The sequence below is a fragment of the Arthrobacter sp. 24S4-2 genome (assembly GCF_005280255.1).
Classification (GTDB): domain Bacteria; phylum Actinomycetota; class Actinomycetes; order Actinomycetales; family Micrococcaceae; genus Arthrobacter.
The window spans coordinates 2,787,344-2,800,018 of record NZ_CP040018.1; the positions used below are offsets into that span (position 1 = coordinate 2,787,344).

Below are 12,675 nucleotides of genomic sequence, written 5' to 3' on the forward strand. Positions count from 1 at the left end.
TTTGCCTCACATTCGCCCGCGAACATGAGGTCATGACTCAGACCCTGCTTCCCCCTCACCCAGGCTCCCGGGTGTCAGGCCGCCCGCTCCGGGTGGTGATCGGTGCCGGCGGCACCGGCGGCCATATCTACCCCGGAATCGCTGTAGCAGACGCCATCCGGCGCCGGATACCCGATGCCATCATCACCTTTTCCGGAACGACGCGTGGACTCGAAGGCCGCCTCGTACCCGAAGCCGGTTATCGCCTCGACACCGTCACCATGATTCCCTTCGCGAAACAGGCCGGCCTGCGGCGTTTTGCCCTCCCCGCCTATCTCTTGGCCAGCGCACTGAGGGTCGCGGCAATGTTGCGCCGCGAGGAGGTCGATGTCGTGATCGGCATGGGCGGATACCCGAGCATGCCCGCGGTGCTCGCCGCGAGGTTCGCCAAACGGCCGTGCATCATTCATGAGTCCAACGCGGTGCCGGGGCTCGCCAACCGGGTGGCGGCACGCATCGCCGGCCAGGTCGGACTCGGCTTGGCGAACGACGAATGGATTCTTCCGCCCGGAGTAGACGGCCGTGTCGTCGGCATCCCGGTTTCCGAATCGATAGCCCGCGCCGGCCGCGATGGATTGGGCGCCCTCGCCCGCGCCCACTTCGGGCTCCGCGACGGCCAGCGCCTCGTTGTCATCAGCGGCGGAAGCCAAGGCGCCGCCACCCTGACCCGGGCAGCGCTCGGGGTTGCGGCACTATGGTGTTCCCGCGGGGACATCCGCCTGCTCATCAAAGCCCGACCGGAAGAAATGGAGGACGCCCGGCGGCAGCTCGAAGCATCCGGAGGGCACCGGATTGCCACGGTCGTGGAATACATCGACCGCATGGACTACGCCTACGCCGCCGCCGACGTCGTCGTTACCCGCGCGGGATCCGCAACGATCGCCGAACTGGACATCCTGGACCTGCCCGCGGTACTCGTGCCCTACCCGCACGCCCCCGGCGATCACCAGAGCCACAACGCCCGTGCACTGGCCCAGGGGGGACGGGCCATCGTCATTTCCGATGCCGCCCTCACCGCCGCAACGCTGCAGGCCGCGCTGACCGACCGGTTGACGGCGCCCCCCGCCGCTCCCGCCGCCTCCGCCCATTCCACCGCGGCCGACACCGTCGCAGGCTGGGCCATCTCCCTGGCCGCCGCTACCCGAAGGACCACCTCATGAGCACGCACCCCGACTACCTCGCGCACTACCGCGGCCTTCTCGTTCTCGTGACCGGAGCCGAAGGATTCATCGGCTCAACCCTGGTCGAGGAGCTGCTGGCCGCTGGCGCCCGGGTGCGGGCACTGTGCCACTACAAGCCCTACCGCGAACGCGGCTTCCTTGCCGCCTATGAGCACGACGACCGCGTCGAGTTCATTGCCGGAGACGTCCGTGACGCCAACGTCGTCGACAACGCGGTCTCCGGCGTCGACATCGTGTTCCACCTGGCCGCACTGATCGGCATTCCATACAGCTATCAGGCACCGGATTCTTATCTGCAGACCAACGTCATCGGCACCCACAACGTCCTCGCCGCCTGCCGCAGGCATAGTGTGCGGCTGGTGCACACCTCCACGTCGGAGGTCTACGGCACAGCCCGTGTCGTGCCCATCCCTGAAACACACCCGCTGCAGCCCCAATCCCCGTACTCGGCTTCGAAAATCGCAGCCGACAGCATCGTCATGTCGTACTGGCACAGCTTCGGGACCCCTGTCGCGATCTGCCGGCCCTTCAACACCTATGGGCCCCGTCAGTCCGCACGCGCCGTCATTCCCGCGATCCTCCGCCAGCTACACGCGGGCCAGCGCGAAATTCGTCTTGGTTCCCTCTCACCCACACGGGACTTCACCTTCGGAACCGATACCGCACGCGGGTTCCTGGCGATCGGTGCGAGCGAGGAGGCGCTCGGACTCGCCCTCAATCTCGGAACCGGCAACGAAATTTCCATCGGCACCTTGGTGGATAAACTCATCCGCATCTCGGGCCACGACGCCCGTGTCGTCCTGGATGACACCAGGCTCCGGCCGGCAGGCAGCGAGGTCGAACGGCTTCTCGCTGACAACACGGAAGTGAAGCGGCTCACCGGGTGGAACCCCGAAATCAGCCTCAACGACGGACTCGCCCGAACCTGGGAATGGATAACAACCGCCCCAGTACATGCCGGCGCGCCAAGCTACGCGAGATGACCAAGCTGCGACGGCCCTACGGCGGGATTGGCGGCACCACTACCGCCGGGAACGCCGCGGGCCGCAACCCGGCACCTGGTGGGAATCCGCCGCCTCGGAAACAGCGTTTCGCCGTTGTTTCCCCGCGGGACTTGTCCCCGGGCGACGAAATGCCGCCGGCCCTCTTTCACGCTTCGCCGGCCGTGGTTCCGGGGCTGCAGCCCGGGCCATCCAGACGGTCAACAGCCAGATACACGCCTGATCACCACGTCTGCCGTGCGCCGCACCCCGGCGTCTTCCGGCAGCGTGCCGCTCCAACAGGAATGCGATAACCATGAACGATCCCCGGCCCGCACCGTTGTCCCTCCATGACCAGATCCTCCACCAGGACAGGCGCCACAAGTACCGGCGCCGGCGCATCATCATCACCGTCATGGCCGTGTGCACGGCCCTGCTGCTGGCCGGCACCGGCTACGCCGCCGTGACCGCGGTCCGGGTCAACGACAACGTCCAGCGCTCCCAAGCCCTCAACGGGGACCAGACTGTACCGAAGCTGACCCAGGACACCAACATCCTGATCATGGGACTGGACACCCGGGTTGACGAGAAAGGACAACCGCTCTCAGCGGATCTCTACGAGGCCCTCCACGCCGGGGACCAAACCATCGGCGGCTACAACGCCAACGTGCTCATGGTCCTCCATATCCCCGCCGACGGATCCAAGGCCACCGCCATATCGATCCCGCGCGATGACTATGTCCAGGTCGCCGGAATCCCCGGACAGACCTTCAACACCAAAATCAAGGAAGCCTACGGCTACGGGCTGGCCGCCGCAAGAACCGACCTGCTCAACCAGGGCAAGCCCGACGACGACTCGACGTACCAGACCGCCCGGGACGCCGGACGGAAAGCGCAAATCGCCACCGTTACCCGGTTCCTGGGCAGCGTCCACATCGACCATTTTGTGGAGGTCACCATGGCTGCGTTCTACCAGGTCGCCGGCGCCATCGCCCCCATCACGGTCTGCGTGAACCGCGCCACCCAGGACACCTACTCCGGGGCGGACTTCACAGCCGGAGTGCAGCAGATCGACGGGAAACAGGCCATGGCCTTCGTACGGCAGCGCCGCGACACCACCGACTCCTCCTACAACTTCACCGATCTGGACCGTGCACGGCGCCAGCAGGCCTTCATCGCCTCAGTCTCCCACCAGCTCAAACAGGTCGGAACGTTCACCGACCTGGGCAAAATGCAATCGGTCCTGGACACGGTGAGTAAGAACATTGTCGTTGACGCGGGGCTGGACCTGATCCAGCTGGCCCGCCAGGCTTCCTCCGTCACCGGCGGCAACATCTCCTTCACCACCTTGCCCATCACCGGATTCGGCACCTCCCCGGGCGGGGAATCGATCAACACCGTGGACATCGCCCAGGTCCAGGCCACCGTCAAAGACCTACTCAACCCCCCGGCCACCACCACCGCAGCCCCGTCCCCCACCGAGCCCCCTGCCGCCACCGACGGAACCGCCGACGGCGGCAATCCGGTGACCGGGCCGGTCACTCCTGCGCCAGCGGGTGCCGGCAACGGGCCAGCAGGCACACCCGCCGGCAGCCAGGCCGGTCCGCCGGAGAACACCTACGCCGACTGGACCGGTTCCCTCCAGGGCGGCGGCGTTCCCTGCGTCAAATAGCCCATGAACCCAACCGCATCCTTCCTTGGGCCCGCCACCGGGACGACACGGTGGCCGGGGCGTTTCCGTACAGGATTGACCGCAAAAGCCACGTCCGGTGGTCCGGTAGGTGGCGTGCTTTCGCCGGAGTTCCGTTCAGTGGTTGGCCCAGCTTGATATTCGCCCGGTGGTCAGCGCCGCCCGGCCGTTCCGCGGAGACGAGGCTCGGATGAACGTCGGCGAATGGGTGCTTCGTTGCTGCGCGACACTCATGCCCGCTGCGTCCCGTGACCGTCATCGCGAGGAGTGGCTGGCCGATGCCCGTCACGCCCGCGAACTCTCGATGTCCCCTAGCCGTTGTTCGAGGCGCTGCCCGTACAACACTCAGCGCCCAGAAAGAACGGCCACTCATGTCCTCCGATGATTCACCACGACAGCTCACCCGCCTCGGCGCGTCCGCAGTCATTGTCAGCCTCGCCCTTTTCATCTCGAGCGGCCTGATCGGCATCTCGGTAGGGGCCCTGACATTGTGGGCTATAGCGCTGTTTATCGCGTTCGTCGGGTTTACCCTGCTTGCCCGTGCCGCAAGCAGCATCCTGGGCAGCGGCCGCGCACCCTGGACGCTTTTCGTTGCCACCGCGGCCTGCCCGATTGTTCCCCTGGTGGCAGTCATCGAGACGCATCTGCATCTCAACGCGGTCGACAACCGTGTCCACAGCGGTACATACACCGGTTTCCACAGCGGTCTAGGCGATGACTTTGTCATGTTCGTGGCCCTGACGATCACAGGGGCGGCCGGTGTTACAGCCCTCCTGACGTCAGCCCTGCTCAGCATCGCGCTGCTGGTCAAACTCACCAAGGCACGCACCTCCCTCAGACGCGGCAGCCCGGACATCACCTAACCACCTGCCCAAGCAGCGTCCCCTATCGCGGCCCGAACGAGCGCTCAAGGAACGCGCTTTCGGCCTGTGCCTGCCCCGTGCGAGGAGAGGCTGCCCTGTACCGGCACCGTGCGGCGCGGACCCGCCGGCAACCGGACACGAATAGTCCACGTCGTGCCCGCGTGACTGCTCCGCGATGCGTTGTTGTTCGAGCGCGGCCCTCCCGGCGCTCTCGCGTGCCTGTCTCTGATCCCCGGCTTCCGTCCGCCGCCGTGTTCCGCTGTCATCGCCGGCTGCTCAGCGACCCTCCGCTGCATCCGCCCGATATGCCGGCGGGCCCGCCGCCGTGTCCACTTCTTGCGTGGTGCACACCGCGTGCCTGACCACCCCCGTGCATGGCTCCGCGCCGGGCACAGGACAGGTCGCTACTTCTATATGTAGAGATAGTGCCTGGTTTATGTATAGAGTTAGGGCATGAGCGTTTCCCTGAGGAAGACCCCGGCCATGTTGGATGTGTTAAATGTGTTGGCGACAAAGGATGAGGTGTGGGGCCTGAAAGTGGTTCGCGATTCAGGCAGACCCGCGGGCAGTGTGTATCCGATCCTGTCGCGCCTGGAGGCCGCCGGGATTGTGTCCTCGAACTGGGAACCGGTGCCTGAAGGTGAAGGCCAGGGACATTCCGGCCCCCGGCGCCGCTACTACCGGCTCACGGATGAAGGTGCGGCCTTCACCGCGACATCACTGCAGGCTGCGCACGGTGCCCAACGTAAGCCTCGCCTGGGGTTCGCGCGGGGGGTGGGGCTCGCATGAACTGCGGTGAATGGGTACTCCGTTTCTGCGCGGCCCTCATGCCGACGGCGTCCCGTGACCGATATCGCGAGGAGTGGCTGGCCGATGCCCGCCACGCCCACGAACTCTCCATGTCCGCCTCCGCCGTTGTTCGAGGCGCTGCCCGAACGACGCTCAATGCACAGAAAGACGGGATCCTCATGTCCTCCACTTTTTCCCCGCGTCAGCTCACCGTCCGCGGCGCGTTCGCCGTCATTGTCAGTATCGCCCTTTTCATCACAGGTATCCTGATCCGTTTCCCGGAAGGGGCCTTGGCGTTGTGGGCACTCGGGACCGTCATCGCCGTGACCGGGTCCGCCCTGCTTGCCCGTGCCGCGAGCAGCGCCCTGGGCAGCGGCCGCGTGCCCTGGACGCTGTTCTTCACCGCCGCGGCCTGCCCGCTGGTTCTCCTTATTGGGGTCATCGAGGTGAACTGGCATTTCAACGTCGTCGACAGCCGTATCCAAAGCGGTGGACAGCCCGGGTTGGCTGACTCCTTGAGTTTCGTGGTCATGCTGATCACCGGGGCAGCCGGTGTGACTGCGTTCCTGGCCTCGATCGTGCTCGGCATCGTGTTGGTGGTCAAACTCGCCAAGGCACACACCTCCCACGGACCCCGAGGCCTAGCCATCAATTAACCGCCCGCCAGCCCGACTTGAGCCCACCTTGTTGAGTTGGTTCTGTTGATGCTCCTATAGGCGTCAAATCGAGCAAGGGCGACCAGGGCTAGGGCCCATCAAACGCCGACATTTTCGAACGGGCTGCAGCCTGGAATCTACGTCGGGCGTGGCCCGCTCCTATGGTGCGCAGGTGCAGGACTAGGGTGTTGCCTATGCGAATACCAGTAGGACCTTGCAGCCCCTGGCATACGGGCAGGCCCAGCCATGGCTGATCTGATCCTTTTGAACGGGCCGCCCGGAATCGGCAAATCAACTTTGGCCAGGATGTTTGCCGATCGCCACCCTGGCACCCTGAATCTGGACATCGATCAGGTGCGCTGCCTGATCGGCGGGTGGCAGGAGGACTTCCAGACAGCCGGGGAGATAGTCCGGCCCGTCGCATTCAGCATGGCTGTCACCCATCTGGCCGCAGGACGAGACGTCATCATGCCACAGTTCCTTGATGCGGATGACGAGATTGCAAGCTTCCGATCCGCTGCCGAAGAGACCTGCAGCGGTTTTCGGGAGATTGTCATCATGGACACGAAGGAAAATTCGGTCGCGCGGTTCGAGGACCGTGGCGCAGGCGAAGACGTTCCCTGGCACGGGCAGATCAAGACAATCGTAGAACGAGGCGGTGGCTCACAACTGCTGGAGTCTATGTACGAGGACCTGGCCGGCGGACTTAGAAAGCGGCTGGCCGCGACCGTCATCCACAGTACCCACGGAGCCATCGAGGAGACCTACGCGAAGTTGATCTACGCGCTTGCGCCAGAATAGGACGAGCCTCGGGGGATAGCAGTCTTTGGGTGAAAGAACCTACGGCTGGACAATCCTGGTGAAAGACCAGCCTGTCTGAGTGGTCAAGTTGGCATATTCATCAGCTCGGTATTTTGGCTGTTTCATCGATCAGCCATTGGCGGTAACTCGTGGCAAGTGCATCGTTACGGATAAGGCCTCTAGTGGGTATCCGGTTAGCTCAGGTAGTCTGGCTAGATGTCGAGACCGGATTTTCCGCGGACGATTCTGGAGTTCCAGGCACGGTTTGGTGACGAGAAGGCGTGTCTGGACTATCTGGCTGAGTGCCGCTGGCCGGACGGCTACGTGTGTCCGCGGTGTCAGGGTCGGTATGCCTGGCCCCTGGCGGCGCGGGGACTTTGGGAATGCGCCGCCTGCCGTTACCAAGTCTCGCTGACGGCCGGTACTGTGCTCCACAAGACCCACACAGCGCTGCATTTATGGTTCTGGGCGGCCTACCTGATGACGACGGGTACCCCGGGGATCTCCGCCCGGCAGCTGCAGCGACAGCTCGGATTGTCCCGGTACGAGACGGCGTGGACCATGCTGCACAAGCTGCGCCGGGCTATGGTCAACCCGGAACGCACCTTGCTGACCGGTGAGGTCGAGGTGGACGAGTGCGAGGTCGGCGGTCCTGAGATCGGCAGACGCGGCGGCAGGAGCCTCACAGCCCGGGCCACGCAGGTCGTCGTCGCAGTGGAGGTGCGCGGCCAGGGCTCGGGAAGGGTGCGAATGAAAGTGATCCACGATGCCTCCGGTGACACTCTGACCGGTTTCGTGATGGACACCGTGGCCCCTGGGGCCATCGTGCATACTGACGGGTGGATGGGCTACGCCCCCTTGGCCAAAAAGGGCTACACCCACCGCCCTCGCTCCCAGCGGGCTGCCAAGAAGGCCGGCGACACCGACCCGGTCCTTCCCCGCGTGCACCGCGCCATCAGCAACCTCAAGACCTGGCTGCGGGGAACCCACCGCTCCGTAGGCAATGAACACCTACAGGTGTACCTGGATGAATTCACGTTCCGCTACAACAGGCGCGGCACGCCCATGGCGGCCTTCCAGTCCCTGCTCGGCCTCGGCACTACGCAAGCACCGACGACCTACCGCCAAATCACTGCCCACGATCCGGGATCGGACCCCGTTACCTGAGCTAACCGGATACCCACTAGGCCTCTTTCCAGACTGGAAATTTTGGAAGTCCAATGACCGAGCTCGCGGGCTGCGGTGGTGATAGTGATCCCGAGCTTGGTGCGCATCTGGCGCAGGTCGGCGTTGCTTGGTGCCGGCTGAGGGTTGGTGATCTGGCGGTAGAGTTCCCGGGCTGCGTAGCGTTTGAGACACCTCATGATTTCCCGTTTGCTCTTGCCTTCGGCGGTGCGCTTGGCCACGTAGTCCTTAGTCCGCTGGCACGAGCCCATACGCACGAGTACCACCTGATGCACGGCACGGTTGGCATTGCGGTCATCGCCTCTGCTGAGCCGGTGACGGGTCGTTTTGCCCGAGGACGCGGGTATGGGCGCAACCCCGACGAGGGCGGCGAACTGGGCCTCATTCCCAAGACGGTCCGGATTGTCCCCAACGGTGACCAGGAGCTGGCTGGCCACTTCTGTCCCGACGCCTGGGAGGTCGCAGAGCATCGGCGCGTAGGTATCAAGGATTTCCCGGAGCGCGACGTCCGCGGCAGCTATCTCTGCCGCGAGGGACAGGCAACGGGTGGCCAGGGCCTTCAACGCCAGCAGACACACGTACTCAGGGTCAGCAATATGGCCCGAAGGTCTGGAGCGCTGCAGGGCCGTGATCATCGCCGAGGTTCCAAGCCCCCGGTATTTCGCCCGGAGGTTGTCCGAAGCCGACACGAGAAGGCCCTTGATCTGATTGATGGCCGCGGTGAGGGCCTTCACTGCCGATGTGCGCCCGGCACGCAGGATACGCAGGCATTCCACGGGACCATCCTTGGCCTTCGGGATCGCTGTGGTCCGGCCGTCGAGTACCGATTGAGCGGCTTGGTAGGCGTCCAACGGATCGGATTTGCCCTTCAGCCGGCGCGCGGCCCGGTTCGGGCGGTTCACCTCCAACACACACAGACCTTCACCGCGCAGGGTCCTGGCGATTTCGGCGCCGCGCCTGTCCAGTTCCATGTAGCCAAGTTCATCAATCTATGCGGATATCCGCATAGATTGACCTATGCCGAGCCCGCAACTATGCCGAGGCAATCCAGGGGCGGTTGGTAATTCGGGTGCGGGTGTTGGGTTTTCTCGTCGGGGCGGGCGTTCCCGTATCGGCATGGTTCCCTTGCGAGGAGCCTGATCATGGGAGCAACCGTGCTTCCGTGAAGGAGGCGAAGTGCAGTGTCGGGAACGAGAAGGAAAGCCGGCCAGCTGGGGCCGCAGGTCGAGGGCTATCGGGCTTGGTTGGCGCAGCGGGGCTACACACCGGGCACGATCGTGAACATGCTGAAGGACTTGGGACAGGTCGGCCTGTGGCTTTCAGCCGAAGGGCTGAGGCCAGAGAATCTCAACGAGGAACGGATGGCAGCGTTCCTTTCGGCCCGGCGAGGGCTTGGCGGGAGCAGGAACCCGGGCCCTCGCGCGTTGGTTCCACTCTTGCGCTATCTGCGCGAGATTGGCGTTGCCCCTGAGGTCGCGCCTTTGCTGACGCCGTTGAGTGCGCTGCTCACTCAGTATCGATCGTGGCTGATCCAGGAGCGGGGTCTTGCTCCAATCACGGTGCCGCGTTATAAGAACGCTGCACATCGCTTTCGAGATGAGTCATCGTCCGGTGGCGTGTTCGCTCCGGATGCTCTGACCGGCGCGGACATCAATGCGTTCCTGCTGCGGGAATTCGCTCGGGTGTCGGCCGGGTCGGCGAAGGGCCTGGTGGCAGAGCTGCGTTCGATCCTGCGGTTTCTCTACCTGCAGGGCATCGCCGGGCTGAGTCTGGGGGCGTCAGTTCCTGCGGTGGGCGGATGGCGTTTCGCGACCCTGCCCCCTCCTGGGATGTCTGCGGCGGATGTCCAGCTGTTGCTCGACAGCGTCGACCGCGGCACGTTGGTGGGTGTCAGGGACTTCGCGATAGTGATGCTGGTGTCCCGGCTGGGGTTGCGGTCCATCGAGATTGCGCGTCTGGAGCTGCGTGACGTGGGCTGGCGGTCCGGCGAACTGGTGATCCGCGGCAAGGCGCGCCGGCAAGATCGGTTGCCGTTGCCGGCCGAAGTCGGCGAAGCCTTGGTGGCCTACCTGTCCTCTGGCCGGAACCCTGCGGATGCCGTTCACGTGTTCCTGACCTGCAGGGCTCCCCGCGGCCCGATCCGTGCTGATCTGGTCGGCGATGTTGTTGAGCTCGCATGCAGACGCGCCGGTCTGCCCAAGGTTGGACCGCACCAGCTCAGGCACGCCCTTGCCGGTGAGCTGCTCCGCAGGGTCGCCGGCGTGGTGGCGATCAGCCAGGTCCTTCGCCATCAGGATCTGGCCACGACAGCCTCGGCCTCGCGTTGATGTGGCAGGAAGGAGACTGGATGCCGACGTCGATCATGAGTTGGGCATTCACGAACCACTGCCCGCTCCTCGCCCGACCTCGCCATGGCGCACACGAGTACGGGCCAGCCAGATGTCTGTGCCCCCTTGCACTCACCTCTCAAACTCGCACGCGCCCGCGCGCACGACCTCGAACATCGGCACATCCCCCTTCTCTGGGAGGAGTGGGCTCCGTAGCCATGTCGGACGCCGGCAGCATTTTATTATGTCCGTATTTGTCTCGCTACTTCCGAGGCGATGTCCACGAATGCCAGGGCCGCAGCCGCGCGCGGACGTTGTTGGTGCCATGCCATGCCGATAATCCGTGGGTTCACGTCAGTTATGGGCAAGGATCTTAGACCGGGACGGAGCGGGTCGACCGAGAGGCAAGTAAGGATGGCAGGAGCGTATCCCTCTGCTACCAGGCTGAGGATGGTCTCGTTGTGGTTACTCCGAAATATGACTTGCTTGCTCAGGTGGGGGCGCCCCAACCGTGTCTCAAGTTGGTGTTCGGGCCGCATCTTTCCGTAAGCGATCAGGGGCATGCCTGACAGGTCATCAACAGAGACTTCGGATTGCTCTTCGCAAATGGTGGAGTTTTCAGGGACGACCAATACCAGGGGATCCTCTAGAAGCGTAGCGGCCTCGAATGGTCCGTCGATCAGTGGAAACACAATGAATGTCATGTGCAGGTCTCCGGTTTCGACCATTCTGAGAAGCTCATCATCGTCGTCGGACTCCGTTAGCAGGACCTGAATACGAGGAAACCTCAGAGCGAACTCCTTGAGCACTTTCGGGATCACGCGGGTGCTGACACTTTCGTAGCAACCGATCCGAAGCACTCCAAGGTCTCCGTTAGTCAGCGAGGCCAGGTCGTCAATGGCGGACTCCAGCCGGGATTGAATTCCTTCAGCATGCCCCAGTAGTACTGTCCCCGCCTCCGTGAGCGTGACCGTGCGCCCTCCGGAGCGGTCAATGAGCCGGTGCCCGAGAACACGCTCCAGGCGGCGTATCTGCTGACTCATAGCTGACTGGGTGAACCCCATGGACTCGGCTGCCGCAGTGAAGGAACGGGTTCGCGCCACTTCCGTAAAGGCGATGAGGTGCCTTAATTCGATGTCCTTCAAGGATCTTGTCTCCATCACCCCACTATATTAGGGCTCGTAATGGTTAGTAGATGAAACAGTTGTTGGATCTTATGATGTGATGCATGTCATCCTTCTGAAGTAACGCAAGTCACAGCCATTGAAGAAGGAGTACATCGAGTGAATACACTGACCGCTACCGCCATCGGAGACATCCTGGATCTGGATCGTTATCCTCTGGATCGCCTGGATAGCCCTCGGGGGCAGCTGCTTGTGGAGTCCTGCCGTGCCGCTCTTCGGTTCGAGGGCGCCTGCCAGCTGCCTGGTCTTCTTAAGCAGGACGCCATTGAAAAACTTGTGGCCGAGTCCGTGAGCAAGCAGGGACAGGCTTACAAGACCGACAACACCCACAACGTCTATTTCGAAGCCCCTGATCATGACGCGCCCTCGACGGACCCGTCATCCTTGCTGCAGCACTCATCCAAAAAAGCCGTAGCGTGGGATCTCATCGATGCCCAGTCGCCGTTGCGCATCGCTTATGAGTGGGATGGACTCACGAACTTCATTGGACAGGCCATGGAGGCTGACCAGCTGTACCGGTATGCCGATCCGCTGGGCGCATGCTCCCTGATGATGTTTGAAGACGGTGACGAACTGGGGTGGCACTTCGACCGTTCACCCTTCGCGGTAACGCTCATGCTCCAGCCATCCGCCGAAGGAGGCGAGTACCAGTACTTCCACAGGTTGCGCTCTTCAGAAGACGAGAACAAAGCCGGTGTCGCGGAGAGGATTAACGGATCCGACGAAGGACGAATCAAGCTCAGCAGCGAACCTGGAACCCTCAGCATGTTCCGTGGACAATACTCGATGCACCGAGTCACTCCGGTCACCGGCGGGCAGCTGCGTATCAACGCCGTACTCGCGTATTCAGAAAAGCCAAACGACAAACTCAACACCTTGACCCAGCAGCTCTTCTATGGCCGGTCAGCGTGAAAAAGCTGATGTCGACGAGGCCACAGCCCACCTGTGGGGCTTCCAATTCGGAGGCTTCGGAGAAGGCC

General features: G+C 63.5%; 12 protein-coding genes. 10 read left to right on the plus strand and 2 right to left on the minus strand.

Annotated features, from left to right (window positions below):
- The first annotated feature begins 32 nt into the window (after positions 1-32).
- The 8 genes from FCN77_RS12805 to FCN77_RS12840 all read left to right on the plus strand — a co-directional run bounded on the left by FCN77_RS12805 (position 33) and on the right by FCN77_RS12840 (position 8,166).
- Positions 33-1,199 (plus strand): glycosyltransferase, encoded by a 1,167-nt coding sequence (locus FCN77_RS12805; RefSeq protein WP_137322561.1) that lies wholly within the window; start codon positions 33-35, stop codon positions 1,197-1,199.
- A complete protein-coding gene (locus FCN77_RS12810) occupies positions 1,196-2,203 on the plus strand; it encodes an SDR family NAD(P)-dependent oxidoreductase (RefSeq protein WP_137322562.1) in 1,008 nt (335 codons plus the stop codon). Before FCN77_RS12805 ends, FCN77_RS12810 begins: the two co-directional genes overlap by 4 nt.
- A gap of 313 nt (positions 2,204-2,516) precedes the next feature.
- On the plus strand, positions 2,517-3,872 hold the full coding sequence (locus tag FCN77_RS12815) for an LCP family protein (RefSeq protein WP_137322563.1): 1,356 nt from the start codon (positions 2,517-2,519) through the stop codon (positions 3,870-3,872).
- A 389-nt stretch (positions 3,873-4,261) separates the two neighbouring features.
- Positions 4,262-4,753: a hypothetical protein gene (locus tag FCN77_RS12820; protein ID WP_137322564.1), complete on the plus strand. Its 492-nt coding sequence runs from the start codon at positions 4,262-4,264 to the stop codon at positions 4,751-4,753.
- 453 nt (positions 4,754-5,206) lie between these two features.
- Complete coding sequence (locus FCN77_RS12825) at positions 5,207-5,542, plus strand: PadR family transcriptional regulator (protein WP_137322565.1); 336 nt, start codon at positions 5,207-5,209, stop codon at positions 5,540-5,542.
- Positions 5,539-6,198 carry a hypothetical protein gene (locus FCN77_RS12830; RefSeq protein WP_137322566.1) on the plus strand — a complete coding sequence of 220 codons (660 nt, stop codon included), beginning with the start codon at positions 5,539-5,541 and terminating at the stop codon, positions 6,196-6,198. The genes FCN77_RS12825 and FCN77_RS12830 overlap by 4 nt, the downstream gene beginning before the upstream one ends.
- A 246-nt stretch (positions 6,199-6,444) precedes the next feature.
- A complete protein-coding gene (locus tag FCN77_RS12835; protein ID WP_137322567.1) occupies positions 6,445-6,999 on the plus strand; it encodes an AAA family ATPase in 555 nt (184 codons plus the stop codon).
- A 216-nt stretch (positions 7,000-7,215) separates the two neighbouring features.
- Positions 7,216-8,166: an IS1595 family transposase gene (locus FCN77_RS12840; protein ID WP_137322286.1), complete on the plus strand. Its 951-nt coding sequence runs from the start codon at positions 7,216-7,218 to the stop codon at positions 8,164-8,166.
- Here the strand turns inward: FCN77_RS12840 and FCN77_RS12845 are convergent.
- Positions 8,118-9,155, minus strand: coding sequence for a transposase (locus FCN77_RS12845; RefSeq protein ID WP_254678545.1), 1,038 nt, complete (start codon positions 9,153-9,155; stop codon positions 8,118-8,120). The two genes, FCN77_RS12840 and FCN77_RS12845, sit on opposite strands and share 49 nt — an antisense overlap.
- 210 nt (positions 9,156-9,365) lie before the next feature.
- On the opposite strand from FCN77_RS12845, the gene FCN77_RS12850 reads away from it, so the two are divergent.
- Positions 9,366-10,511, plus strand: coding sequence for a tyrosine-type recombinase/integrase (locus FCN77_RS12850; RefSeq protein WP_137322568.1), 1,146 nt, complete (start codon positions 9,366-9,368; stop codon positions 10,509-10,511).
- 242 nt (positions 10,512-10,753) lie between these two features.
- Here the strand turns inward: FCN77_RS12850 and FCN77_RS12855 are convergent, their stop codons facing one another.
- The gene (locus FCN77_RS12855) at positions 10,754-11,656 is read right to left on the minus strand and encodes a LysR family transcriptional regulator (RefSeq protein ID WP_175417248.1); all 903 of its coding nucleotides are present in this window, start codon (positions 11,654-11,656) and stop codon (positions 10,754-10,756) included.
- A 138-nt stretch (positions 11,657-11,794) separates the two neighbouring features.
- On the opposite strand from FCN77_RS12855, the gene FCN77_RS12860 reads away from it, so the two are divergent.
- Positions 11,795-12,607: a hypothetical protein gene (locus FCN77_RS12860; RefSeq protein WP_137322570.1), complete on the plus strand. Its 813-nt coding sequence runs from the start codon at positions 11,795-11,797 to the stop codon at positions 12,605-12,607.
- The last annotated feature ends 68 nt before the right edge of the window (positions 12,608-12,675 follow it).

What these genes read in the sequence shown, in the direction of transcription:
- FCN77_RS12840 (WP_137322286.1), top strand. Translation starts at nt 7,216, where the DNA reads ATGTCGAGACCGGATTTTCCGCGGACGATTCTGGAGTTCCAGGCACGG.
- FCN77_RS12825 (WP_137322565.1), top strand. Translation starts at nt 5,207, where the DNA reads ATGAGCGTTTCCCTGAGGAAGACCCCGGCCATGTTGGATGTGTTAAAT.
- FCN77_RS12845 (WP_254678545.1), bottom strand. Translation starts at nt 9,155, where the DNA reads ATGGAACTGGACAGGCGCGGCGCCGAAATCGCCAGGACCCTGCGCGGT.
- FCN77_RS12810 (WP_137322562.1), top strand. Translation starts at nt 1,196, where the DNA reads ATGAGCACGCACCCCGACTACCTCGCGCACTACCGCGGCCTTCTCGTT.
- FCN77_RS12820 (WP_137322564.1), top strand. Translation starts at nt 4,262, where the DNA reads ATGTCCTCCGATGATTCACCACGACAGCTCACCCGCCTCGGCGCGTCC.
- FCN77_RS12835 (WP_137322567.1), top strand. Translation starts at nt 6,445, where the DNA reads ATGGCTGATCTGATCCTTTTGAACGGGCCGCCCGGAATCGGCAAATCA.
- FCN77_RS12805 (WP_137322561.1), top strand. Translation starts at nt 33, where the DNA reads ATGACTCAGACCCTGCTTCCCCCTCACCCAGGCTCCCGGGTGTCAGGC.
- FCN77_RS12815 (WP_137322563.1), top strand. Translation starts at nt 2,517, where the DNA reads ATGAACGATCCCCGGCCCGCACCGTTGTCCCTCCATGACCAGATCCTC.
- FCN77_RS12830 (WP_137322566.1), top strand. Translation starts at nt 5,539, where the DNA reads ATGAACTGCGGTGAATGGGTACTCCGTTTCTGCGCGGCCCTCATGCCG.